Below are 23,148 nucleotides of genomic sequence, written 5' to 3'. Positions count from 1 at the left end.
AATAGAACAATTTTTGTTATCAATATGTTTTGCAAAGGTAAATTATATTAAGCGTAATATAATTAAATTTGAGCGAAGAGAGGATGTTACCGTTATTACAAAGAAAAAATAAGGTGGCTTAATTTATAATTGTTAAGCCACCTGCATTTTAGGTTTAAATAATTTTTGGGGAATTTCGTGTGTTATTCAGGAACAATTTGCAACCAGGTTTTTGGTTTCAATATAAACTGGTTGTTAAGTAGCTTATCCCATGCTGTTTTTTTGGATGGCATATCGTCGAATACCTCTCTTTGCGTATCGACTAATTTCCATGTGTTATCCACGGACTGCCAAATAGTACATTCATAATCAAGGGACTCGGGTATGGAGTAGCACATCACCACGTCGTCAGTTCCATCGTTATTTGCATCAGTCATAAATCCAAGGCATTCATAATTGCTGTAATAATTGGTGCAATTCCATGCGTCGCGGATACCGTCTTCCAGATCAAACCAGTTTTGTGGCAATGGTTGACTGCCTTTGACGATGATAAGAACCTCTTTAAGCGGTTTAGGGACATCAGAGTAAGCGCCAACTTTGAGCTGTGCTTTCGTATCAGGATCTTGCTCCAATTTTGCTAACGCCTCTTTTCCCCGCACACCTAACTTCTCTAAGTCATAAGACAAATCGTAGTTAATTTTAATTTTGCCTTTCTCAACGGCCGCCATAATGCTGTTGACCGCGATACGCTGGAAGTCACCAATAGGACTATTAATGATTAAGATAGTGGCGATTAAGCCAAGAATGGCGATCTTATTTATCCCACCGAGGGCGAATGCCCAGCGGTGTCGTTTTATAATGATTGCGATACTGTAAGCTAAAATAATCAGGGCTAAGAATAGTGCAATAGTAAATGCATATAGCCTACTTACACTCCAGCTATATTGGCTAACACGAACGAAAATACCGTACAGAGAAAGTGCAGAAAATGCATTTAATAAGACGATGCTGATCAGTACAAAGCCATTGATAATCGATTTAAATTGGAATTGGGTTGTGCCATCACCATAAAGGGCATTAATAAAGATAATATTTAAAATCACAAAGCAGAGCATGGTGCCAGAACCTAGCTCTGAAGCTGTGTAATGCACACCAGTTAATATGGAAACCGTCAATCCGGCTAAGAAAATTACGGCGATTAAACTGAGTAAAGGTAGGAAAAATTGCGAGAAATATTTGGCGATGTTGTTCAGTTGCATCACCAATTTAGAACGCAAAAAGAGCAAGCTGGTATTAAAACCAACTAAAAAGGTCACCCAAAGGACAATGTAGTGACCAAGAAATTGGCTGAGTGTTGAAAGATTGACAATACCGAATAAAAAGCTGGCTTGTTTGACTATCAGGGCTAATAAGCCCCCAATGGCACAGGCGAAAAGACCAAATAAGGTGTTGCGGAAATAGTGCCCAACTAAGCAGCTGTAATTCGCTTTCCAAGTTCCTGTAGCCTGACGGTTTTGCATCCAAGGTAATATAAAAAAAATCAGGACAGTAAGCGTTGTAATCGAGAGGAATGCGTCATTGTTATCAGAAGTACCAATATCAAGGCTTTGCCAAGTATTGATCCAAAAAACAAGCACAATCGTTAGGATAATATTGAGATAAAACACGGCTTGCTTGGCATTGGTAATAAGAAAGCTGATAACCGAGGGAACAAAAATAGCCAACATCATGGGTAAATAAGCCCATGTAGGGCTTAATGGAATTTCTATGGAATAATCAAGAGTGGCGGTGATGACAATTCCTTGAATTACCGATAGCAAGATAACAATAAAATATGCCAGCTTATTAATGGGCTCTTTTTGCGTTTGAGGCTCCATGTCACTTCCTTATTTGAATGAACAAGATAATTAAATTGAGTATAGGCATGGGATAAAAAGAGCAAAATAAACTTGCTCCTAATTCAGGAGGGAATAGCGCTTTATTTTTGAAACAGGAATAAATAAAAAGCCCCCTTCTATTTCGCTGCGAACTTAATGAACGACAACGTAAAAATGAGGCTTCAAGGAATTTCAGATTAGCGATTGTTAGATTAAAAAACTATTTCTTGTCTGCTAACCCGTCAAGGTAACGCTCGGCATCTAATGCCGCCATGCAGCCAGTGCCGGCTGAGGTAATTGCTTGGCGGTAGATGTGATCCATTACATCGCCAGCCGCAAAGATCCCTTCAACAGATGTTTGAGTGGCGTTACCGTTGGTGCCGGATTGCACTTTAATATAGCCATTATTTAAAGCTAACTGACCGTCAAAAATTGCGGTGTTAGGGCTATGACCGATAGCGATAAAGGCGCCCATGACAGCAACATCTTCCGTTTTATCGGTTTTGGTGCAACGTAAACGAACGCCTGTAACGCCCATATCATCGCCCAGAACTTCGTCTAATGTGTTGTCGGTATGCAGAACAATGTTCCCATTTTCAACTTTATCCATCAGGCGATTAACCAGAATTTTTTCCGCTCTGAAGCTATCGCGACGGTGAATTAAATGTACTTCAGACGCGATATTAGAAAGATACAGCGCTTCTTCAACGGCAGTATTACCGCCACCGACAACCGCAACTTTTTGGTTACGATAGAAGAAACCATCACACGTTGCACAAGCAGAAACTCCGCGACCTTTAAAGGCTTCTTCTGATGGTAGACCGATGTAACGAGCAGACGCGCCTGTCGCAATGATCAATGCGTCACAAGTGTATTCTGTATCATCACCAAAGAGACGGAAAGGGCGCTGTTGGAAATCCACTTTTGTAATGTGGTCGTTGATGATTTCGGTTTCGAATTTTTCTGCATGGGCATGCATGCGCTCCATGAGTCCCGGGCCTGTTAAGCCTTCAGGATCACCCGGCCAGTTTTCAACTTCCGTGGTTGTGGTTAATTGACCGCCTTTTTCCACCCCAGTAATCAGTGCAGGGTGTAAATTTGCGCGAGCTGCGTAAACGGCTGCGGTATAACCTGCAGGGCCTGAACCTAAAATGATTAACTTGCGATGTGTGGTTGTGCTCATGAATTCCTCTTTTTAGTCTCAAAAAAGCATAAGAACGATTGTAGGAGAAATAGGGGGGTAACAAAAGTGATTTAACCATTCATTGATGTGGAGGGGACAAATTTTTCTGATAGGCAATACCAATTAAGAGTTAAAAAATGAGAGGGAAAGTGCTTTAATCACGAAACGGTAATTTTAGGAATTATCTTGAATTGCGTCTGCGAAACGTTTTACTGAAAAAAAAACCGAAATCTTGTACTGATTTTTATTCATTTACTTTGACAATCGGCTGCGCATTTGCGAAAACATCTATCTAAGAGTTAATTATCTAGCAGGTCAATGGAAATGGCGCATTTTTGTTCTTACTGGAAAATTAACTTTACGTCACACATTCTGGCAATGTCGCGACGATTGTAAGCCGCTCCAAAGGTAAATATGTTTCGGTTTACGAGAACTTCAGTTATTACGAATAGAATAGGTTCCACGCCCGCTAGTCCGCTTAGGAAGACTGACGAATAGATGGTACCGTTTTATAAGATGTAGAAAATAACAATTAAAGAAAGAGAGATAAGAGATGATTGACAATAAAAAGCGTCCTGGCAAAGACCTTGACCGTATTGACAGGAATATACTGAACGAATTGCAAAAAGACGGGCGTATCTCTAACGTTGAGCTATCTAAGCGTGTTGGTTTATCTCCAACGCCATGTTTAGAGCGTGTTCGTCGTCTTGAAAGACAGGGTTTCATTTCTGGCTATACCGCACTGTTAAATCCACACTATTTAGATGCATCGCTACTGGTTTTCGTTGAGATTACCTTAAACCGTGGAGCACCAGATGTATTCGAACAATTCAACACGGCAGTTCAAAAACTTGAAGAAATTCAAGAATGTCATCTCGTTTCCGGTGACTTTGACTATCTGTTGAAAACGCGTGTGCCAGATATGTCCGCATATCGTAAACTGCTAGGTGAAACGTTATTACGCCTTCCTGGTGTAAACGACACTCGTACCTACGTAGTTATGGAAGAAGTGAAACAAAGCAACCGTTTAGTGATTAAAACTCGCTAATTGCACTTTGTGTTCATCATTCCTGCACAGCAATCTGCATTGTTGTCGCACTGCTGTTTCAACGCTGGGTTTACTCAGCGTTGTTCCGTTTTTAAGCGCTATAATTTTTCTCTTCAGTTTTCCCAATGGTTCTTTTTCGAACATTCTCTCGTCGCTGTCTGCGATAGACTCAAAATTAGTCAGAAATTTTCATTTCAATTTATTGATTTTAAAGCTATAAACAATTAAGAATTTTGACCTTAAATAGAGTTTGAAACCCTATTCGTAAGATGAAATACTGAGTCTTATGGTCTCTATGGTGTGATAATTTGTCTTAATCCCCTTAAAGCAGGCGCGTTTAGAGGATTAGTGTTAGAATAATCATAGGATAATCACGTATTAAGCAAGAACATCAGTCAGTAAAGAAACAATAATGAGCCAAGAATATACCGAAGATAAGTACATCAAATTTAAAAAGCTCAGTAGCGGCAGACGGCTATTAGAGGTGATTTTGTTGGCAATCTGCCTCTGTGCGATTTTTCTTATGGTCGCGCTATGGAGCTTTAATCCTTCCGATCCAAGTTGGTCACAAACTAACTGGGACGCTCCCGTTAAAAACTTAGGGGGAAGTATTGGCTCATGGAGTGCGGATATCCTGTTTTCTGCATTTGGTATTCTCGCGTTTGCGATCCCGCCATTGTTGTTACTCGGGTGTTGGGCAATTTATCACTATGAAAGCCAGCGCCGCTATATTGACTTTTTCTCACTCTCTTTACGCCTCATTGGCGGGTTAGCACTGATCCTTTCATCTTGTGGTTTGGCCGCACTCAACTTTGATGATTTACCTAACTTCGCTTCTGGCGGGGTCATTGGCAGTGTATTCAGTACTGCAATTATGCCGTGGTTTAATTCATTGGGTGCAACCTTGGCGCTGTTATTCCTCTGGGCAATCAGTTTTACCCTCTTCACGGGTTGGTCTTGGCTGACTATTGCAGAAAAAATAGGGGCAGGGATATTGCTTCCTATCACCTTGCTAACAAACCGCGCCCGTGGTGATGAACTTGATGACTACGATTATGATGTTGAAGAGACCGAAGAGGCGCTACAGCGTGCTCAAATTGCTGAGCATCAAGCAAATGATGAAAACCAACAATTTGATGCGGATGATGTACTGTTTTCCGCGCCAACAGTCTCTGAGCTCATTTCTGAGGATGTACAGCCTGCGGTTGAACCACAGGTTATGGCTGATCCTCTGTTAGCTTCTGAAGCGCAACCTGTTATTGAGCCAGTCCAGCCAAGCGCTTCTTTGGCAGAGCAGCCTACTTTTACTGCTCAACCAACGGAAAATACAGTTTTACCGACATTTTCCGCGACAGAAGAGCCTTCAGCGACTAAAGAGCAGCAAACTTACCATTTTGAAGTGCCTGATGATTATCAGCCTCAAGTGGCACCAACGCAGGCATTTTCTCCTGCACCTGTTATACCTCAAGAACCGACATTTACACCTGAGCCCGCTTTTGTTCCAGAACCTGTTTTTGAGTCCAAACCGGCAGCTCCAACATTTACATCATCACATTTTGCGCCTGTAGAGCCCACCATTGATATGGGAAGCCCTGACGTGAGTGAATCATCGGTAACTAGCCGTGTCGCCAACCCTGCCGCGCTAGCCGCTGCGGGTATTTCGATTGCAGCGATGGAACGCCACGCGCAAGTGAAAAAGAATCTGGAGCCAGAATTACCTCGTCCAAATCCGGTTCGCTTGCCGACTCGCCGTGAACTGTATGGCATTCGTATTCCGTCTCAGCGCGATGCGGAGCTTCAACGTCGTCAAGAGGAAGCCTCTCAGCGTGAGCAGGTTTATCAGCAATGGTCTGCGGCCGAAGAGCCTGAAAATGAAGTAAAAACTGACGATGAACTAGAGCAAGAAAGATTACTGCGCGTTCAATTCTTAGAGCAGCAACGTCAACGCTACGGTGAGCCTGAAGTCGATATGCAGGAGTTTGATACTGCATTTCAGGTTAACCAGCCTGCGGTTGATTCTGTTCCTGCACCAGAGCCAGAAACTCCGCAGGATTATATGCCTGCGAGTACGTTTACTCAGCCAGAAATTGAACATCGTTGGGCTTCTGCTCCGGCATTTACGCCAGCTTTTGAACCTACAAAACAAATAGTGCCAACAGAGTCAACTTCACCTTCTGATATCCATCGCTTTACTGCCCATGCCGATGATGAGCATGAGCTGGATAATGATGCGGATGATTTTGAACCTAAAATTGATTTAAGTACGCCATTATCGGCATTTGAGCGTTTCTCGCCGGTGGATGATTTAGTTGATGATGAGCCAGCAGCGCCGCTGTTTATGCCGTCATTTACCGAACCACCAGTGCAAGCTCATTCGATAACCCAAGAACAGCCGATAGCGCCTGTGCATAATGGAAATGAATTTGTTGCTCATCCGGCGGGGCAGCCTCAAACTGCAGCACAGCAGCCACAGCAGCCACAGCAGCCACAGCAGCCACAGCAGCCACAGCAGCCACAGCAGGATAGCTTATTCCACCCATTCTTAGTGCGTAACGACCAACCGTTACCGAAACCAACGACGCCAATGCCATCTCTTGACCTGCTGGCGAGCCCACCGGAACAAGAAGAGCCAGTGGATATGTTCAAATTAGAGCAAACCGCAAGGCTAATTGAAGCGCGTTTGAATGATTATCGTGTTAAAGCTGAAGTCGTTGGCTTCTCTCCTGGTCCTGTTATAACGCGTTTTGAGTTGGATCTTGCGCCGGGAGTGAAAGCGGCTCGAATTTCTACGTTGTCCCGAGATCTTGCGCGTTCATTGTCGACTACGGCGGTTCGTGTTGTTGAGGTGATCCCAGGTAAACCGTATGTTGGTCTAGAATTACCTAACGAAAAACGTCAAACCGTTTACTTGAGTGAAGTTTTAGATTGTGATGATTTTAGAAAAAATCCATCGCCATTGACGATAGTGTTAGGGAAAGATATTGAAGGTGACCCGGTTGTTGCCGACTTGGCAAAAATGCCGCACTTACTAGTGGCGGGTACAACGGGATCCGGTAAATCGGTTGGGGTTAACGCGATGATCCTCAGTATCTTATATAAAGCGAAACCTGAAGATGTTCGCTTTATTATGATTGACCCGAAAATGCTGGAACTTTCTATCTATGAAGGGATCCCGCATCTGTTAACTGAAGTTGTTACCGACATGAAAGACGCGGCGAATGCGCTGCGTTGGTGTGTCAATGAAATGGAACGCCGTTATAAACTGATGTCAGCTTTAGGTGTACGTAATCTCGCGGGTTACAACGACAAAATTAAAGCGGCAGCGGATATGAATCGCCCAATCCCAGACCCATTCTGGAAGCCGGGTGACAGTATGGATATGGAACATCCAATGCTGAAAAAAGAACCTTATATCGTGGTGATGGTGGACGAATTTGCGGACTTAATGATGACCGCAGGGAAGAAAGTGGAAGAGTTGATTGCTCGTTTAGCACAAAAAGCGCGTGCAGCGGGTATTCACCTCGTTTTAGCGACCCAGCGTCCATCTGTTGATATCATTACCGGGTTAATTAAAGCCAATATTCCAACGCGTATCGCCTTTACGGTATCGAGTAAAATTGACTCACGTACTATTCTTGACCAAGGTGGTGCGGAATCACTATTGGGTATGGGGGATATGCTGTATCTGCCACCAAACTCATCTATTCCTGTTCGTGTTCATGGTGCATTTGTCCGTGACCAAGAAGTTCACGCAGTTGTGAATGATTGGAAAGCGCGTGGAAAACCGCAATATATTGATAGCATCACAACGTGTAGTGATGATAGTGAAGGTGGCGGAAGTTCAGATAATGGTGATGAAGATCTTGACCCGTTATTTGACCAAGCTGTCGAATTTGTTGTTGAAAAACAAAGGGTATCTATCTCCGGTGTACAACGTCAATTCCGTATCGGTTACAACCGTGCAGCTCGGATTGTTGAGCAAATGGAAGACCAAGGAATTGTCAGTGAACCTGGGCATAACGGTAACCGAGAAGTATTAGCGCCACCATCAATGGGATATTAATATTTCATGTGCTAATTGCTGGTTTAATTCAAGGGGTGTATAAAGACATACGCCCCTTGTGGTATTAATTTTAAGGTCTTTTCTCGATGAAAAAAATGATGTTGTTAGGTGCATTAGCCCTGAGTTTAAACGTAGGTCAAGTATTGGCAGATGCGAGTCAAGACCTTCAAGATCGTCTGAGTAAAGTGAATAGCTTCCAAGCGAGCTTCTCTCAGAAAGTGACTAGCCCAGAAGGTGATCTCATCCAAGAGGGTGTTGGTGACTTGTGGATTGAACGCCCTAACTTATTTAACTGGAATATGACTTCGCCGGATGAAAGTGTTCTGGTATCAGACGGTAAAAATCTGTGGTTTTATAACCCTTTTGTTGAGCAAGTGACGGTGACAAATTTAGCCGATGCTACCCAAGATACGCCATTCCTGTTATTAACGCGCAATAATCCGAAGGATTGGAAGCAGTATTCTATTGTCCAACAAGGCAATACGTTTGATCTGAAACCAAAACAATCTAACGGTACATTAAAAAGTTTCTCTATTACGGTTAACCCACAAGGGACGATTGAGAAATTTGCTGCGGTTGAACAAGACGGACAAACCAGTGCGTATCAATTAAAGCAGCAAAAAAATGGCCCAGTTGACCCAAGTAAATTCAAATTTACGGTACCAAAAGGGGTCACATTGGATGACCAGCGTTCTCGCGCTCACTAATATCTAGGGGGTAAAGAGGGTCTCGTGGGTAACTTATCTCTCGATTTTTCACAAAATGAATTCCAACCTCTGGCTGCGCGTATGCGGCCGGAAACCCTTGAACAATATATCGGTCAAACGCATTTACTTGCCGAAGGTAAACCATTACCACGTGCGATTAAGGCGGGTCATTTACATTCAATGATCTTGTGGGGACCTCCGGGAACGGGGAAAACGACCTTGGCTGAAATTATTGGTCACTACGCACAAGCGGATATCGAGCGTATTTCGGCGGTAACTTCGGGGATCAAAGAGATCCGCGAATCCATCGAAAAAGCGCGCCAAAATCGCAGTGCGGGGCGAAGAACCATTTTGTTTGTGGATGAAGTTCACCGCTTTAATAAAAGCCAGCAAGACGCTTTTTTACCTCATATTGAAGACGGTACCATCACTTTTATTGGTGCGACTACTGAAAATCCTTCATTCGAACTCAACTCGGCACTGCTTTCTCGTGCAAGAGTCTATCTATTAAAATCTTTAGAAAGTAGTGAAATTGAAGAGGTGCTATTACAGGCATTGGGCGATAACACTCGGGGTTTAGGTGGACAAAATATTGTTCTTCCAGATAGTACCCGAAAAATGATTGCCGACTTGGTTAATGGGGATGCAAGGCGCTCACTGAATCTGCTGGAAATGATGTCGGATATGGCTGAGGCGAATAGCCAAGGTCAGCGAGTGCTAACCGCAGAGTTACTCAAAGAAGTGAGTGGCGAGCGTGCGGCGCGTTTCGACAATAAAGGCGACCGTTACTATGATTTGATTTCTGCGCTGCATAAATCAGTTCGTGGTTCAGCCCCTGATGCTGCGCTTTATTGGTATGCGCGAATTATTACTGCGGGTGGAGATCCTTTGTATGTAGCTCGTCGTTTACTAGCGATTGCCTCTGAAGATGTCGGAAATGCCGATCCTCGAGCCATGCAAGTGGCGATTTCAGCGTGGGATTGCTTTACTCGTGTAGGGCCAGCTGAAGGGGAGCGAGCGATTGCTCAAGCCATTGTTTACCTTGCGTGTGCACCGAAAAGTAATGCCGTGTATACCGCCTATAAAGCGGCTATCAAAGATGCTCAAATGCAGCCAGATTATGATGTGCCTGAACACTTAAGAAATGCCCCTACCAAATTAATGAAAGAGTTAGGCGTCGGTAAAGAGTATCGTTATGCTCACGACGAACCTAATGCTTACGCGGCAGGTGAAAACTATTTCCCTGAGCCGATGAAAGCGACACAATATTATTATCCCACCGCGCGCGGGTTAGAAGGCAAAATTGCTGAAAAACTCGACTGGTTAGCCCAACAAGATCAAATTAGCACAACAAAACGCTATCGCTAATCGGGTCAATGCGGTAAGGTTATAATGCAATAAAATAATCTAAATATAACGCCGGAGCGCGTTATATTCGCTTTCACAATTGACTAACAAAATCACAGGACTAGCATGCTCGATCCAAATTTACTGCGTACGGAGCTAGACGCGGTTGCTACAAAACTGGCTCGCAGGGGTTTTACCCTTGATGTGGAAAAGCTGCGTGAATTAGAAGAACGCCGCAAAGTTTTACAAGTTGAAACTGAAACCCTGCAAGCAGACCGTAACTCGCGATCGAAAACAATTGGTGCAGCAAAAGCGCGTGGTGAAGACATTGAGCCATTACGTCTGGAAGTGAACCAATTAGGCGAAAAATTGGATGCTGCTAAAGCAGAGTTAGACAAACTGCAACAAGAAATCCGTGATATTGCATTAAGTATCCCGAATATACCTGATGATGAAGTGCCTGACGGTAAAGATGACTCTGAAAACTTAGAAGTCTCTCGTTGGGGAACACCTCGCCAATATGATTTTGAAGTTAAAGATCATGTGAGCTTAGGTGAACTGGCTGGTGGTTTAGATTTTCCAGCGGCAGTGAAATTGACAGGTGCTCGTTTTGTTGTGATGAAAGGTCAAATTGCGCGTATGCACCGTGCATTAGCGCAATTTATGCTGGATTTACACACTGAACAGCATGGCTATCAAGAGCTGTATGTTCCTTATTTAGTTAACCATGACACGCTGTATGGTACTGGTCAGCTGCCAAAATTTGGTGAAGATTTATTTCACACTAAACCGTTGGAAGAAGAAGCAGATAGTAGCACGTATGCATTGATCCCAACTGCAGAAGTGCCAGTAACTAACTTAGTGCGTGATGAAATTTTAGATGAAGATTCACTTCCTCTGAAAATGACGGCTCATACACCATGTTTCCGTTCAGAAGCGGGTTCTTATGGTCGTGATACTCGTGGTCTTATCCGTATGCACCAATTTGATAAAGTTGAATTAGTGCAAATCGTGCATCCAGAAAAATCAATGGCGGCACTGGAAGAGTTAACGGGTCACGCGGAAAAAGTTCTGCAATTACTGGAACTGCCATACCGTAAAGTTCTGCTGTGCACTGGGGATATCGGCTTCGGTTCACGTAAGACTTACGATTTAGAAGTTTGGCTGCCGGCGCAAAATACATACCGTGAGATTTCTTCTTGCTCAAACATGTGGGACTTCCAAGCTCGCCGTATGCAAGCGCGTTTCCGTGGTAAGAGCGACAAGAAAACCCAACTGGTTCATACATTGAATGGTTCTGGTTTAGCTGTTGGCCGTACTCTGGTTGCTGTGTTAGAAAACTACCAGCAAGCGGATGGCCGTATTGAAGTGCCAGCAGTATTACGTCCGTATATGAATGGCTTAGAATATATCGGTTAATTGATATATTTGACGTTGAAGGCTGAGCTTGGTTTTAGACTGAGCTCAGCCTTTTTTATGAATTCAACAGTATTGGCTATAATACAAATAGTTGGAGCCAAATTTTCAAAGAAAAAATGGCGCCATATCTGTCTTACTTACATAATCAATGAACTGGTCTGTGACTGTTTAGTATCGGTAAAAAAGATACTGCGGTACGTGCTGTAGTAAGTTGCGTACATAATTGGCATTGAGATAAATAATCCTAAGCCGAATGGAATAATAGAAACAAACATTAGCACCATGGCAATCAGGAAGAATAAGAAACCGGGTAATAGGTTTTTCTTCACTGCCTGTAAGCTGGCGGAGATAGAGGTGCCAATTTTGAAATCATGATTCATGATAAGCGCAGGGGCAAACCACGTTAGTGCTGTGCCAAATAAGCTGGCTAATGCCATGATAATGCCTGCAAATACAAATGTTCCCGTTGATGCAAACAAGGCTGCGTCTGAAATACCATCGTATTGGTCAGCTTGCATCACTAAGCTAAAAATGGCTGAGCCAGCAATCAGAAATGCAATTAACATTCCGACCATATTGGCAGCAAAGTTTATGGCACCGATGGCAAATAGTTCACCAAATTTCTTTTGAAACCCTGAGAAAAGTAAGCCGATATCCGCTTCGCCAGTTTTGCGTTGGTTTTCACAAATCGCAATGATCCCCCCGACGAAAACAGGAGTAACAAAACTGACAAACATGCTAACAATGGGCAGAAAAGCCATGGCAAAGATAATCAGGAAAAAGACAACGTTAATCAGGATCCACATGCCTAATTTTTCTTTGACCAGCGCCCACGCTTGGCTGATCCATTCAACGCCTTCTCCTGCTTGAACGGCGCGAGGTTCAGGCGTAAATACAAAACTATCAACGGGCTCTTGAGGTGATGGTGTTTCAGGTGCTGGCGTTACAGGTGATATGTCGTTATCGACATGATCGTGTTCATTATTCATGGTAAATGACCTATTCGTAGTGATGAATCAGCAATGTTTATTATAGTGTTATGCTGCTATTGATTTATAAATTAAATTTAACTTGTGGATTATGCCTAAAAACTCAACATTATCAAAGCAGAGTAATCTGGTTGCGTGAAAGTCGGTAGGATTATGAAAGCCGGTAGGATGGTGTAGAAGAAGGGATAATAAAGAGGCTCCCCGAAGGAAGCCCCATTTTAAATTAGTACATGACTTTTTTGCCGTAGCTTTCGAGGATGCTTTTTACTCTTTCCATTACCTCTTTTGACGGTGGTCTCACGCCATCAAGTTTGTATTCTTCACCCATGGTTTCCCATTTGTGTTTGCCGAGTTCATGGTAAGGGAGCAATTCAATTTTTTCGATGTTATCCATATCTTTGACAAATTCACCGAGCATATGGACTGAGTGGTCATCGTCACTCCAGCCTGGGACGACGACATAGCGGATCCAGGTCTTTTGATTGCGCTTAGCGAGGTAGCGAGCAAACTCTAAGGTGCGATGATTGGAAACGCCAACGAGTTTTTGGTGGATCTCATCATCAAGCTGTTTTAAGTCAAGCATGACAAGATCAGTGACTTCCATCAGCTCATCAATGACGGGATCATAACGACGAACAAACCCGTTAGTGTCTAAACAGGTATGGATGTTTTCTTTCTTACAAGCGCGGAACCAATCACGGACAAAATCAGCCTGTAAAATAGCTTCACCGCCAGATGCGGTTACGCCACCGCCCGTTGCATTCATAAAGTGGCGATAAGTGACGGCTTCTTTCATTAGCTCATCAACGGTGACCATGTTACCGGTATGGGTATCCCACGTATCACGGTTATGGCAATACAGGCAGCGCATTAGGCAGCCTTGGAAGAAGACAATAAAGCGGATCCCTGGTCCATCGACGGTACCACAGGATTCGAAGGAGTGAATTCGTCCAAACGTCGCAGGTGGCGAGGTGGTCGAAATTTCAGTCGTTGGAATAGTCTTTTGCGTTGTTGACATAGCAGGAACTCACAGAATGTAGAATTATAATTTGTTATCTTTGACTAAGATAGAAAGGCCCCAATGGGAGGGGCCTTTTATTTATTTTACGTTATAGAATCTTAGCAAAGTCTTACAGAGTACTGGTGAAAGTACGAGTAATAACGTCTTGCTGCTGTTCTTTAGTCAGAGAGTTAAAGCGCACTGCGTATCCTGATACACGGATAGTCAATTGCGGATATTTCTCTGGGTTTTCCATCGCGTCTAGCAGCATTTCGCGGTTCATGACGTTCACGTTTAAGTGCTGGCCACCTTCGATAGAGGATTCATGGTGGAAGTAACCATCCATCAGACCCGCTAAGTTAGTTTTACGCACTTCGTCGTCTTTACCTAATGCATTTGGAACGATAGAGAAGGTATAAGAAATACCGTCTTTCGCGTAAGCAAATGGCAGTTTAGCGACTGAAGTCAGTGATGCAACCGCACCTTTTTGGTCACGACCGTGCATTGGGTTAGCACCCGGTCCGAATGGTGCGCCAGCACGACGACCATCTGGGGTGTTACCTGTTTTCTTACCATACACAACGTTAGAAGTGATGGTCAGAACTGACTGAGTTGGTACCGCGTTACGGTAAGTAGGCAGTTTCTGGATTTTCTTCATGAAACGTTCTACTAAGTCACAAGCGATGTCATCAACACGTGGGTCGTTGTTACCGAATTGTGGGTATTCACCTTCGATTTCGAAGTCGATAGCAATACCATCTTCGTCACGAATTGGTTTAACTTTGGCGTATTTGATTGCAGACAGTGAGTCTGCTGCAACAGACAGACCCGCGATACCACATGCCATTGTACGGTAAACATCACGGTCATGAAGTGCCATCAGTGCTGCTTCATAGCTGTATTTATCGTGCATGAAGTGGATGCAGTTCAGCGCAGTGACATACTGAGTTGCTAACCAATCCATGAAGTGGTCCATTTTGTCCATCACGGTATCGAAATCAAGAACTTCGTCCATGATTGGAGAATGTTTAGGACCGACTTGCATTTTCAGTTTTTCGTCTACACCACCGTTGATGGTGTACAGCATAGTTTTCGCTAAGTTTGCACGAGCACCGAAGAACTGCATTTGTTTACCAACAATCATTGGGCTCACGCAACATGCGATTGCGTAGTCATCATTGTTGAAGTCAGGGCGCATTAAGTCATCGTTTTCATACTGTACAGATGAAGTATCGATAGACACTTTTGCTGCGAACTTTTTGAAGTTCATTGGCAGTTTTTCTGACCACAGGATAGTCATGTTAGGCTCTGGAGATGGGCCCATGGTATACAGTGTGTTCAGGAAACGGAAGGTGTTTTTAGTCACCATAGTACGGCCATCAAGGCCCATACCAGCCAGTGATTCTGTTGCCCAGATTGGGTCACCAGAGAACAGCTCATCGTATTCAGGAGTACGTAAGAAACGAACCATACGCAGTTTCATGACTAAGTGGTCAATCAGTTCTTGCGCTTGTTCTTCTGTGATTTTACCTGCTTCTAAGTCACGTTGGATGTACACGTCTAAGAACGTAGATACACGACCAAATGACATTGCTGCACCGTTTTGAGATTTAACAGCGGCTAAGTAACCGAAGTAAGTCCATTGAACTGCTTCTTGTGCGTTAGTTGCAGGACCCGAGATGTCGTAGCCATATTTAGCAGCCATCTCTTTGATTTGACCCAGTGCACGGTGCTGTTCAGCAATTTCTTCGCGCAGTTGGATAGTCATTTGCAGGTCTTCACCTTTCTCTAATCTTTCTTGCAGAGAAGTGAATTGGTTGAACTTGTCTTTCATCAGGAAATCAATACCGTACAGCGCAACGCGACGGTAGTCACCGATGATACGACCACGACCATAAGCATCTGGTAAACCGGTTAAGATACCTGATTTACGGCATTTTAAGATGTCTGGAGTATAAACATCGAAAACACCTTGGTTATGGGTTTTACGGTACTCAGTGAAGATTTTTTTCAGGCTAGGATCTAAAGTACGATCGTAAGCTTTACATGAACCTTCAACCATTTTGATACCACCGAACGGGATAAGACCACGTTTCAGAGGTGCGTCAGTTTGTAAACCAACGATAGTTTCTAAGTCTTTGCTAATGTAACCCGCATCATGGGAAGTGATTGTTGAAGCAACGTCTGTATCAAAATCAACTGGCGCGTGAGTGCGGTTTTCGATTTTGATCCCTTCCATGACTTTTTCCCACAGCTTATCAGTCGCTGGAGTAGAGCCTGCTAAGAAAGATTCATCACCTTCATACGGAGTATAGTTTTTCTGAATAAAGTCACGGACGTTGACGTTATTCTGCCAGTCACCTTGGCTAAAACCTTGCCATGCTAAAGCGAATTTTTCATTTAATTCGGACATGATACTTTTACCTTTTAACAATGGATCTTTGAGGGATCTTAATAAATCTTTGTGTACTTGTAATAACGATTGTATTAGCCAATTTCGATTAATGTTTTTCGCTATTACGTAGATGCATTAACCAGTAAATCAGGCCGACTAACACCGCGCCGCCAATAATATTTCCGATAGTTACTGGTATTAAATTTTCGGTAATAAAGTTTCCAACGGTTAAGTTAGAAAATTGTTCTGGTGCCATGTTGATATTTGACCAAAATTCAACAGGGGCGAATTCTTTAATCATGATAGCAAGAGGGATCATAAACATATTTGCAATACTATGCTCAAAGCCACTTGCGACAAACATTGCGATTGGTAGAACTAATACTACCAGTTTGTCAGTTAGGCTACGACCGGCATAGCTCATCCAAACGGCTAAACAAACCATTAAGTTAGCTAAAATACCTAAAAAGACGGCTTCAACAAAAGTATGGTGCAATTTGTAGTTAGCTGTTTGGAGAACGTTTAATCCCCATTGTCCATTCGCCGCAGCATATTGGCCTGCAAACCAAATAATAGCGACAAAAAACAGTGCGCCAATTAAGTTGCCAATATAAACGTTGAACCAATTGAGGAACATTTTTCCCCAAGTAATTTTGCCTGTTGCTTTAGATACGATGGTCAGAACAGTGGATGTAAATAAATCAGCACCGCATACAACAACTAACATGAGCCCAAGGGAGAAGCAGATACCGCCAATCAGTTTAGTAAAACCGTAAGGAGCACTTGCTGCGCCTGTTGTTGCAGTAATATAGAAAACGAAAGCGATAGAGATAAAGATACCAGCAGTGAATGCTGACAAGTAGGTAATAGCTGGGTGTTTGTTCGTTTTATAAACACCTACATCATCAGCAACTTGCGCCATGACAGCAGGGGATAATAAATTAAAAGGGTTGTCAGCTTTCATACTAACACTCTCTTACAAAGTTGATTAATTATAGCACGCAATTATAGTAACAAACGGGTGTGACGATAAATTTGATGTGGATCATGAAGTGTTGAGAGAACGGGGTGAAAACAGCGCAAAAAATGTCAAAATTCAATATAACCATTTGATTTGAATGTAAAAAATATTTTTTAAATTTTATAAAAAAATTTTATAAAACGACTCAAAACGGTCTCGATAAGTAAAATGTTACAGATGATTGTTAATGAATTTCGATAATTATTATGTGATTGAAATTAAATATTGCTTAAGTAAAGATAAAAGCCCAGAGGCTTTTATCTTTATCAACTTAATTAAGCATTAGCGCGCTTAGCTTTTTGCAGCTTTTCGTAAGCCGCTAAAAGCCCTTGATGAGCAGGTAAAGCTTTGAGCTCTTCATCAATTGACCATAATCCGTAGAAGCTTGATTCACCCGCAATTGCTGCCGACGCTGCATCTACTGCCTCTTGCCCATACATACGAACAAATGCTTGATAATACTGAGCAGGCTCTCTCTCTTCTTCTTGGGAAAGCAGCAGCAGAGTGTGCAAGCAGCGGTAGTAGTTAGCGCGTTCTGGCGTGAAGACGGAACTGTTGAAGTCTTGTGTCCATTCAACCCAAGCCAGCGCTTGTTCAAGATCACCTCCCGCTAAGGCTAGCATTGATTTCAATTCACCAATACGCAGGTTGCTCCAGCCATTATCTTTACCGACAGCTAAACCTAACAGTTCGCGAACACGAGTAAAGTCATCTAATCCGTCGTCATCTAGCTGTTCAATGAGAGCAAGATAATCTTCTTTTTCCCACTGACTATCTGGAAGGGACATGATGGTGTCACGCAGGTAAGCGCCCATCGCATTATTGGCAATATGCAAATCTTCCACTGGATAGATATCTGACATACCTGGCACCAAAATACGGCAGGCATATACACCTAAATGGCTGTAATCTGCGATATATACTTCTGCGTCAAGTTTGTTGAAGATAGCCATCAACGTTGCAAATTCTTCTGTCGTGGTGCCTTTAAAGCTCCAATCTGCAAATGGATAATCCGCATCGTCTTTAAACATATCCCAGCTAATTAAACCGCTGGAATCGATAAAGTGGGTTTCTAAGTTTGTGTGCTCACCGACTTCTTCATCGTCAAAGGTTGGGGCGTTAAACACATCCAAATCTTTCAGTCCACGACCTTGTAGTAATTCAGTGACTGTACGCTCTAAGGCAACACCAAAATCAGGGTGCGCGCCGAAAGAAGCAAAACAAGTTCCGTTCTGTGGGTTAAACAGCACAACACAGATAACAGGGAATTGACCACCCAAAGAGGCGTCGTAACAGAAGATAGGGAAGCCTTCGTTTTCCAGTGTTTCAATCGCGGCGACTACACCAGGATAGCGGGCCATCACATTGGCAGGGATCGTTGGTAAACTAATGCTTTCGGCAATAATTTTGTTTTTTACAAAGCGTTCGAATACTTCAGATAATCCTTGCACACGGGCTTCATTTGCCGTGTTTCCTGCGGACATCCCATTAGACACATATAAGTTACCGACGATATTCATTGGAATATAGACGGTGCTGTTATCAGATTGACGTGTAAATGGCAGGGCACAAATACCGCGTTCTTCATTTCCTGATTGCAGGTCAATCAGTTGGCTGCCTGCGAGTGCATTGTCGGGATCATAAAAAGCAATCAAACGCTCATCCAGCAAACCGGCTGGTAGGCTATCATCTTCAGTTAACGGGAACCATTTCTCATTAGGGTAATGAACGAAATCCCCTTCAGCGATGGATTTACCTAAATAGAAATCCGCGAAGAAATAGTTGGTGGATAAACGCTCGAAATATTCACCGAGAGCTGAGGCTAAAGCCGCTTTTTTACTTGCGCCTTTACCATTGGTAAAGCACAGCGGGCACTCTTTGTCACGAATATGAACGGACCAAACATTTGGAACCGGATTCAGCCAAGAGGCTTCTTCGATATCGAATCCTAAATTTTTCAGTTTGGTTTGGAATGCATCAATGGAGTCTTCGAGTGCGGCATCTTTGCCGGGAATAAATGTTTGGCTCATTGTCAGTCACTTGTAAATGGCTTGTTTCAGATAGCGGCTATGATACGGACTTTTTGCCTAGGGCTCACGCTTTTTATTCAAGACAGAAAAATAGCGAAAAATTAAAATTTACTAAAATGACAAAGTCGATCACAAAACTCTCAGATTAAATCCACATAATAACGTGAGTTTATTTTTAATATCATGCTCGTTAATTTTAGTTAAAGGAAAATAGGATGAAAAACCGAAATAAAGCGCTGTTAGCCACACTGGTTTCACTGTTTGCTGCATCCGCATTCGCACAGCCGAATATTACGGTGTTGGCAACGGGTGGAACCATTGCGGGTGGTGGAGAATCTGCAACAGGTTCAAGCTACCAAGCAGGGAAAGTAGGAATTGACTCTTTACTTAATGCAGTACCAGAGACTAAAAAAATTGCTAACCTGAGTGGTGAGCAGCTGGTGAATATCGGTTCTCAAGATATGAATGACCAAGTTTGGTTAACTCTCGCCAAAAAAATTAATCAAGATTGTAATAAAACTGATGGTTTTGTTATCACTCATGGTACTGACACCATGGAGGAAACGGCCTTTTTCCTTGATTTAACCACTGCCTGCAAAAAACCAATTGTGATGGTGGGGGCAATGCGTCCTTCCACAGCTTTGGGCGCTGATGGACCATTGAACTTATATAATGCCGTTGTATTAGCATCTGACAAATCAGCTGGAGAGCGTGGCGTGTTGATGGCGATGAATGACAAAGTGATCCAAGGTCGCAATGTCATGAAAATGAGCACAACAGAAGTTCAAGCCTTTGATGCCGTGAATGCGGGGGCAGAAGGTTATATTCATGATGGTAAAGTGACTTACTATAAAACACCGGAGCCTCGTGGTGATAAACCTGTTTTTGATGTCAGTAAGTTAGATAAATTACCGGAAGTGGGTATTGTCTATAACTATGCGAATGCATCTTCAGCACCAGTGAAAGCACTGCGCGAAGAAGGCGTTAAAGGTATTGTGAGTGCCGGTGTTGGTAACGGGAATATGTATAAAACTATTTTTGATGCATTAGCCAATGCAGCGAAAGAGGATGTTGTCGTGGTGCGTTCCAGCCGCGTACCGACAGGCTATACAACGCGAAATGCGGAAGTGAATGATAATGAATATGGGTTTGTAGCATCTGAAAGATTGAACCCACAAAAATCTCGTGTATTACTGCAATTAGCATTAACACAAACGAAAGACCCGAAAAAAATCCAAGAGATGTTTGAACAATATTAATATTTAATAATAGGCGGCAGAAATGCCGCCTTTATTCTATTTTTATTACGTATAAAATGTGTTCTTTTTGTGATAAGCGAATTTATATAATCAAAATAACTCGACAATAAATACCTATAAATAAGGTAATAAAATTATTATCGAGCAATTCAATATCATTTATTTAACAAATTTAATTACAGAGCACCCGCTTCAGGTGTGTGTGGTTCTGAATTTTCTTGTTTGGTTTTTTCTTTAAATACCGCTACGTTTCCCGTCGATTTCGTTGCAGATTTAACCTCAGCATGACCAGAAAATATCCCGCCTTTTTTAATGGATAAACTGGAATAGCGGATGATGCCATAAATTTCACCATTGGTATCAATGCTAATAGTTTCGGTGATGCATTCACCTTCCACTTTGCCGTTTACCCATAGCTCATTACTGGTTATATTGCCGGTAACATGTCCATTTTGCATGATTTTGACGGTGTTGTTTTTACCGGTGATATTGCCAACCACAGTACCATAAATATGAACTTGTTCATTGGACGTAATATTGCCCTCAAACACGACATCTTTGGCGATAATGGTATTGGTTTTTTCTTCGCTAACGACTGCTGTAGATGTTTGCATTTTTTCCTCAGCAATTTGTTGAGTGATTTCTTCTTTATTGATAGTGGGAGTGGGCTCTGGTTTGTTTTGTTTTTTATTGAACATGTGACTAACCTTTTTGTAATTGAAGTATAGAACCAAACAAATGATTGAAGATATAAAGGCAACGGATGCCACAAAGGTATATCTAAAAAACCACGCTATCAAAGTAAGAAACCAGAAGAAAAAACTTATGTTCAAAAACAGATATGTTTTTTTCATCCTTTAATCTCTTACGCATAAATTTGATCATGAGTATAAATTAAAATAACGCAAGGCAAATTAAAGAATAGAGGATAATTTTAGTTTTATCTGAAGAAATAAAGCTATGTATTTTTAAAAAATAGTCGCTAATTTTCAGCTAAAGAGCAAAAATAGGGAAATGTTAAGAATATATAAATAAAAATACCCACTAATAAACATTAAGTGGGTATCATCAATACGAAATCACTGATTAATTAAATCGCCTCATTTTTAATGAGACAATTTATGAATGTGATTATTTAGCTTCGTGGACGCTTTCATTTTCACGACAGTCACCTTCAGCACAGTGACCATATAGATATAAACTGTGGTTAGACAGTTTAATGCCGTGGCGCTTGGCGATGTCATGCTGACGTTCTTCGATTGATTCGTCAGTAAATTCGATAACTTTGCCACAATCTAAACAGATTAAGTGGTCATGGTGATGCTGCTGAGTCAATTCAAATACGGATTTTCCACCTTCGAAATTGTGACGAGTCACAATACCTGCATCATCAAATTGGTTTAATACGCGGTAGACAGTGGCTAACCCGATTTCTTCACCAATATCAATCAGCTTTTTGTAGAGATCTTCCGCACTGACGTGATGGCACTCAGGCTCCTGAAGTACTTCCAAAATCTTCAATCTTGGAAGAGTGACTTTGAGTCCTGCATTTTTCAATGCTTTATTATTGTCTGTCATGCGGGCTTGTCCTGTATTTTAAATCATAAATTTAACAATAATGAGACGTTTTTAACAAAAATCCAGTTGTCTTCTAAACTGATTTACAATTATAGGCATGGAAAATAAAAATAGAAACCATGCATTGTCTCATTATTTTGATTCGTTCTTAAAAGCGAGTCCATTAGATGGAAGGAATGATCCATCATATCGAATGGCCCCCGCTTTTAATTGACAATCTATGTCATTATTAGCCAAGGATTTCAGCCAGAGACATCTCTTCAGAGATCTGTTTAACCCAAGCGTCAACACGTTCTTCGGTCAGTTCTGGTTGACGATCTTCATCGATAGCAAGGCCGATAAAGTGATTATCGTCTGCCATACCTTTAGAGACTTCAAAGTGGTAGCCTTCAGTTGGCCAATGACCCACGATCACTGCACCACGTGGCTCAATGATGTCACGGATAGTTCCCATCGCATCACAGAAATACTCTGCGTAGTCTTCTTGGTCTCCACAACCAAACAGTGCGACAAGCTTGCCGTCAAAATCAATTTCTTCTAATGTTGGGAAAAAGTCATCCCAATCACACTGAGCTTCACCGTAGTACCACGTAGGGATGCCAAGAAGTAGGATATCAAACGCTTCGATATCTTCTTTGCTGCATTTAGCAATATCATGAACTTCTGCAACATCTTTGCCTAATCTTTCTTGGATCATTTTGGCAATATTTTCTGTGTTACCTGTGTCACTTCCGAAGAAAATGCCTATAACTGCCATAAAGTGATTAACCTCTTGTTTTTCTAGTAGAGAGTATAATTACCGATTCTGCTAGAACTAAAATATAGAACGAAAATAGGTAAAATTTTGCGCCTTATTTTGGCGAAAAAAACAGTGTTAGTCTGTCAAATTTGTGTGATTTACCCAGATACGGCTAGCGATCAATTGTCTCACTAACCTGCTCAAGTTGAGCCATCAAAATTTCTTCAATTAGCTCACTTCGGCTTATGTTTTTCTCTTCAGCTAATTGGTTTAAGACCGCGACAGCGTCTTCATTTAGTTTCAGCTCAACTCGACGTAGCCCTTTGACTTTGTCTCGTTTTAGCTGATTTCGCTTATTGATTCGTAATTGTTCATCCCGCGACAACGGGCTAGTTTTTGGTCGCCCAGGCCTGCGTTCTTCTGCGAACAAATCCAGTGTGGTGCGGTCAGTTTGTTCTTTTGCCATATCTACTATTGCTAACGGAAGGGGTGTGCCAGTAATTCAGCGGGTAAT

General features: G+C 42.3%; 17 protein-coding genes. 6 read left to right on the top strand and 11 right to left on the bottom strand.

Going from position 1 to position 23,148, the window contains the following annotated elements; translation table 11 throughout:
• Positions 1-182 precede the first annotated feature (182 nt).
• Both PR799_RS03400 and trxB read right to left on the bottom strand, forming a co-directional pair.
• The gene (locus tag PR799_RS03400; RefSeq protein WP_272521261.1) at positions 183-1,856 is read right to left on the bottom strand and encodes a DUF7057 domain-containing protein; all 1,674 of its coding nucleotides are present in this window, start codon (positions 1,854-1,856) and stop codon (positions 183-185) included.
• A gap of 220 nt (positions 1,857-2,076) precedes the next feature.
• Positions 2,077-3,039: a thioredoxin-disulfide reductase gene (gene trxB / locus PR799_RS03395; RefSeq protein ID WP_132494451.1), complete on the bottom strand. Its 963-nt coding sequence runs from the start codon at positions 3,037-3,039 to the stop codon at positions 2,077-2,079.
• Positions 3,040-3,592: 553 nt separating this feature from the next.
• On the opposite strand from trxB, the gene lrp reads away from it, so the two are divergent.
• The 5 genes from lrp to serS all read left to right on the top strand — a co-directional run bounded on the left by lrp (position 3,593) and on the right by serS (position 11,623).
• Positions 3,593-4,087 (top strand): leucine-responsive transcriptional regulator Lrp, encoded by a 495-nt coding sequence (lrp, locus tag PR799_RS03390; RefSeq protein ID WP_004918089.1) that lies wholly within the window; start codon positions 3,593-3,595, stop codon positions 4,085-4,087.
• A 412-nt stretch (positions 4,088-4,499) separates the two neighbouring features.
• Positions 4,500-8,150 (top strand): DNA translocase FtsK 4TM domain-containing protein, encoded by a 3,651-nt coding sequence (locus PR799_RS03385; protein ID WP_272521260.1) that lies wholly within the window; start codon positions 4,500-4,502, stop codon positions 8,148-8,150.
• Positions 8,151-8,236: 86 nt separating this feature from the next.
• On the top strand, positions 8,237-8,857 hold the full coding sequence (gene lolA / locus PR799_RS03380) for an outer membrane lipoprotein chaperone LolA (protein ID WP_272521259.1): 621 nt from the start codon (positions 8,237-8,239) through the stop codon (positions 8,855-8,857).
• 24 nt (positions 8,858-8,881) lie between these two features.
• Positions 8,882-10,225, top strand: a complete 1,344-nt coding sequence (locus PR799_RS03375) for a replication-associated recombination protein A (protein ID WP_272521258.1) — start codon at positions 8,882-8,884, stop codon at positions 10,223-10,225.
• Positions 10,226-10,330: 105 nt separating this feature from the next.
• Positions 10,331-11,623 carry a serine--tRNA ligase gene (gene serS / locus PR799_RS03370; RefSeq protein ID WP_154628554.1) on the top strand — a complete coding sequence of 431 codons (1,293 nt, stop codon included), beginning with the start codon at positions 10,331-10,333 and terminating at the stop codon, positions 11,621-11,623.
• 137 nt (positions 11,624-11,760) lie between these two features.
• Here the strand turns inward: serS and PR799_RS03365 are convergent, their stop codons facing one another.
• The 5 genes from PR799_RS03365 to ycaO all read right to left on the bottom strand — a co-directional run bounded on the left by PR799_RS03365 (position 11,761) and on the right by ycaO (position 19,058).
• Positions 11,761-12,612, bottom strand: a complete 852-nt coding sequence (locus PR799_RS03365; protein ID WP_154628553.1) for a BPSS1780 family membrane protein — start codon at positions 12,610-12,612, stop codon at positions 11,761-11,763.
• A 223-nt stretch (positions 12,613-12,835) separates the two neighbouring features.
• Positions 12,836-13,630 (bottom strand): pyruvate formate lyase 1-activating protein, encoded by a 795-nt coding sequence (gene pflA, locus PR799_RS03360; RefSeq protein WP_154628552.1) that lies wholly within the window; start codon positions 13,628-13,630, stop codon positions 12,836-12,838.
• Positions 13,631-13,742: 112 nt separating this feature from the next.
• Positions 13,743-16,025: a formate C-acetyltransferase gene (pflB, locus tag PR799_RS03355; RefSeq protein ID WP_272521257.1), complete on the bottom strand. Its 2,283-nt coding sequence runs from the start codon at positions 16,023-16,025 to the stop codon at positions 13,743-13,745.
• Between the two features lie 88 nt (positions 16,026-16,113).
• Complete coding sequence (gene focA, locus PR799_RS03350) at positions 16,114-16,971, bottom strand: formate transporter FocA (RefSeq protein ID WP_154604262.1); 858 nt, start codon at positions 16,969-16,971, stop codon at positions 16,114-16,116.
• 332 nt (positions 16,972-17,303) lie between these two features.
• On the bottom strand, positions 17,304-19,058 hold the full coding sequence (gene ycaO, locus PR799_RS03345) for a 30S ribosomal protein S12 methylthiotransferase accessory factor YcaO (protein WP_154604261.1): 1,755 nt from the start codon (positions 19,056-19,058) through the stop codon (positions 17,304-17,306).
• A gap of 215 nt (positions 19,059-19,273) precedes the next feature.
• Here ycaO and ansB point away from each other — a divergent pair, with 215 nt between their 5' ends.
• The gene (gene ansB, locus PR799_RS03340; RefSeq protein WP_272521256.1) at positions 19,274-20,317 is read left to right on the top strand and encodes an L-asparaginase 2; all 1,044 of its coding nucleotides are present in this window, start codon (positions 19,274-19,276) and stop codon (positions 20,315-20,317) included.
• Positions 20,318-20,493: 176 nt separating this feature from the next.
• Here the strand turns inward: ansB and PR799_RS03335 are convergent, their stop codons facing one another.
• From PR799_RS03335 to ybfE, 4 genes are all read right to left on the bottom strand, one after another.
• Complete coding sequence (locus tag PR799_RS03335) at positions 20,494-21,015, bottom strand: bactofilin family protein (protein ID WP_272521255.1); 522 nt, start codon at positions 21,013-21,015, stop codon at positions 20,494-20,496.
• A gap of 433 nt (positions 21,016-21,448) precedes the next feature.
• Positions 21,449-21,895, bottom strand: coding sequence for a ferric iron uptake transcriptional regulator (gene fur, locus PR799_RS03330; protein ID WP_154604258.1), 447 nt, complete (start codon positions 21,893-21,895; stop codon positions 21,449-21,451).
• Between the two features lie 229 nt (positions 21,896-22,124).
• Positions 22,125-22,652 (bottom strand): flavodoxin FldA, encoded by a 528-nt coding sequence (gene fldA / locus PR799_RS03325; RefSeq protein WP_036951795.1) that lies wholly within the window; start codon positions 22,650-22,652, stop codon positions 22,125-22,127.
• Between the two features lie 154 nt (positions 22,653-22,806).
• Positions 22,807-23,100, bottom strand: coding sequence for a LexA regulated protein (ybfE, locus tag PR799_RS03320; protein WP_036951793.1), 294 nt, complete (start codon positions 23,098-23,100; stop codon positions 22,807-22,809).
• Positions 23,101-23,148 lie beyond the last annotated feature (48 nt).

This window comes from Providencia sp. PROV202, from assembly GCF_028479565.1.
In the GTDB taxonomy this organism is placed as follows: Bacteria; Pseudomonadota; Gammaproteobacteria; order Enterobacterales; family Enterobacteriaceae; genus Providencia; species Providencia zhijiangensis.
This window is presented reverse-complemented; position numbering and strand designations above follow the sequence as displayed.

What these genes read in the sequence shown, in the direction of transcription:
- PR799_RS03400 (WP_272521261.1), bottom strand. Translation starts at nt 1,856, where the DNA reads ATGGAGCCTCAAACGCAAAAAGAGCCCATTAATAAGCTGGCATATTTT.
- trxB (WP_132494451.1), bottom strand. Translation starts at nt 3,039, where the DNA reads ATGAGCACAACCACACATCGCAAGTTAATCATTTTAGGTTCAGGCCCT.
- lrp (WP_004918089.1), top strand. Translation starts at nt 3,593, where the DNA reads ATGATTGACAATAAAAAGCGTCCTGGCAAAGACCTTGACCGTATTGAC.
- PR799_RS03385 (WP_272521260.1), top strand. Translation starts at nt 4,500, where the DNA reads ATGAGCCAAGAATATACCGAAGATAAGTACATCAAATTTAAAAAGCTC.
- lolA (WP_272521259.1), top strand. Translation starts at nt 8,237, where the DNA reads ATGAAAAAAATGATGTTGTTAGGTGCATTAGCCCTGAGTTTAAACGTA.
- serS (WP_154628554.1), top strand. Translation starts at nt 10,331, where the DNA reads ATGCTCGATCCAAATTTACTGCGTACGGAGCTAGACGCGGTTGCTACA.
- PR799_RS03365 (WP_154628553.1), bottom strand. Translation starts at nt 12,612, where the DNA reads ATGAATAATGAACACGATCATGTCGATAACGACATATCACCTGTAACG.
- pflA (WP_154628552.1), bottom strand. Translation starts at nt 13,630, where the DNA reads ATGTCAACAACGCAAAAGACTATTCCAACGACTGAAATTTCGACCACC.
- pflB (WP_272521257.1), bottom strand. Translation starts at nt 16,025, where the DNA reads ATGTCCGAATTAAATGAAAAATTCGCTTTAGCATGGCAAGGTTTTAGC.
- focA (WP_154604262.1), bottom strand. Translation starts at nt 16,971, where the DNA reads ATGAAAGCTGACAACCCTTTTAATTTATTATCCCCTGCTGTCATGGCG.
- ycaO (WP_154604261.1), bottom strand. Translation starts at nt 19,058, where the DNA reads ATGAGCCAAACATTTATTCCCGGCAAAGATGCCGCACTCGAAGACTCC.
- ansB (WP_272521256.1), top strand. Translation starts at nt 19,274, where the DNA reads ATGAAAAACCGAAATAAAGCGCTGTTAGCCACACTGGTTTCACTGTTT.
- PR799_RS03335 (WP_272521255.1), bottom strand. Translation starts at nt 21,015, where the DNA reads ATGTTCAATAAAAAACAAAACAAACCAGAGCCCACTCCCACTATCAAT.
- fur (WP_154604258.1), bottom strand. Translation starts at nt 21,895, where the DNA reads ATGACAGACAATAATAAAGCATTGAAAAATGCAGGACTCAAAGTCACT.
- fldA (WP_036951795.1), bottom strand. Translation starts at nt 22,652, where the DNA reads ATGGCAGTTATAGGCATTTTCTTCGGAAGTGACACAGGTAACACAGAA.
- ybfE (WP_036951793.1), bottom strand. Translation starts at nt 23,100, where the DNA reads ATGGCAAAAGAACAAACTGACCGCACCACACTGGATTTGTTCGCAGAA.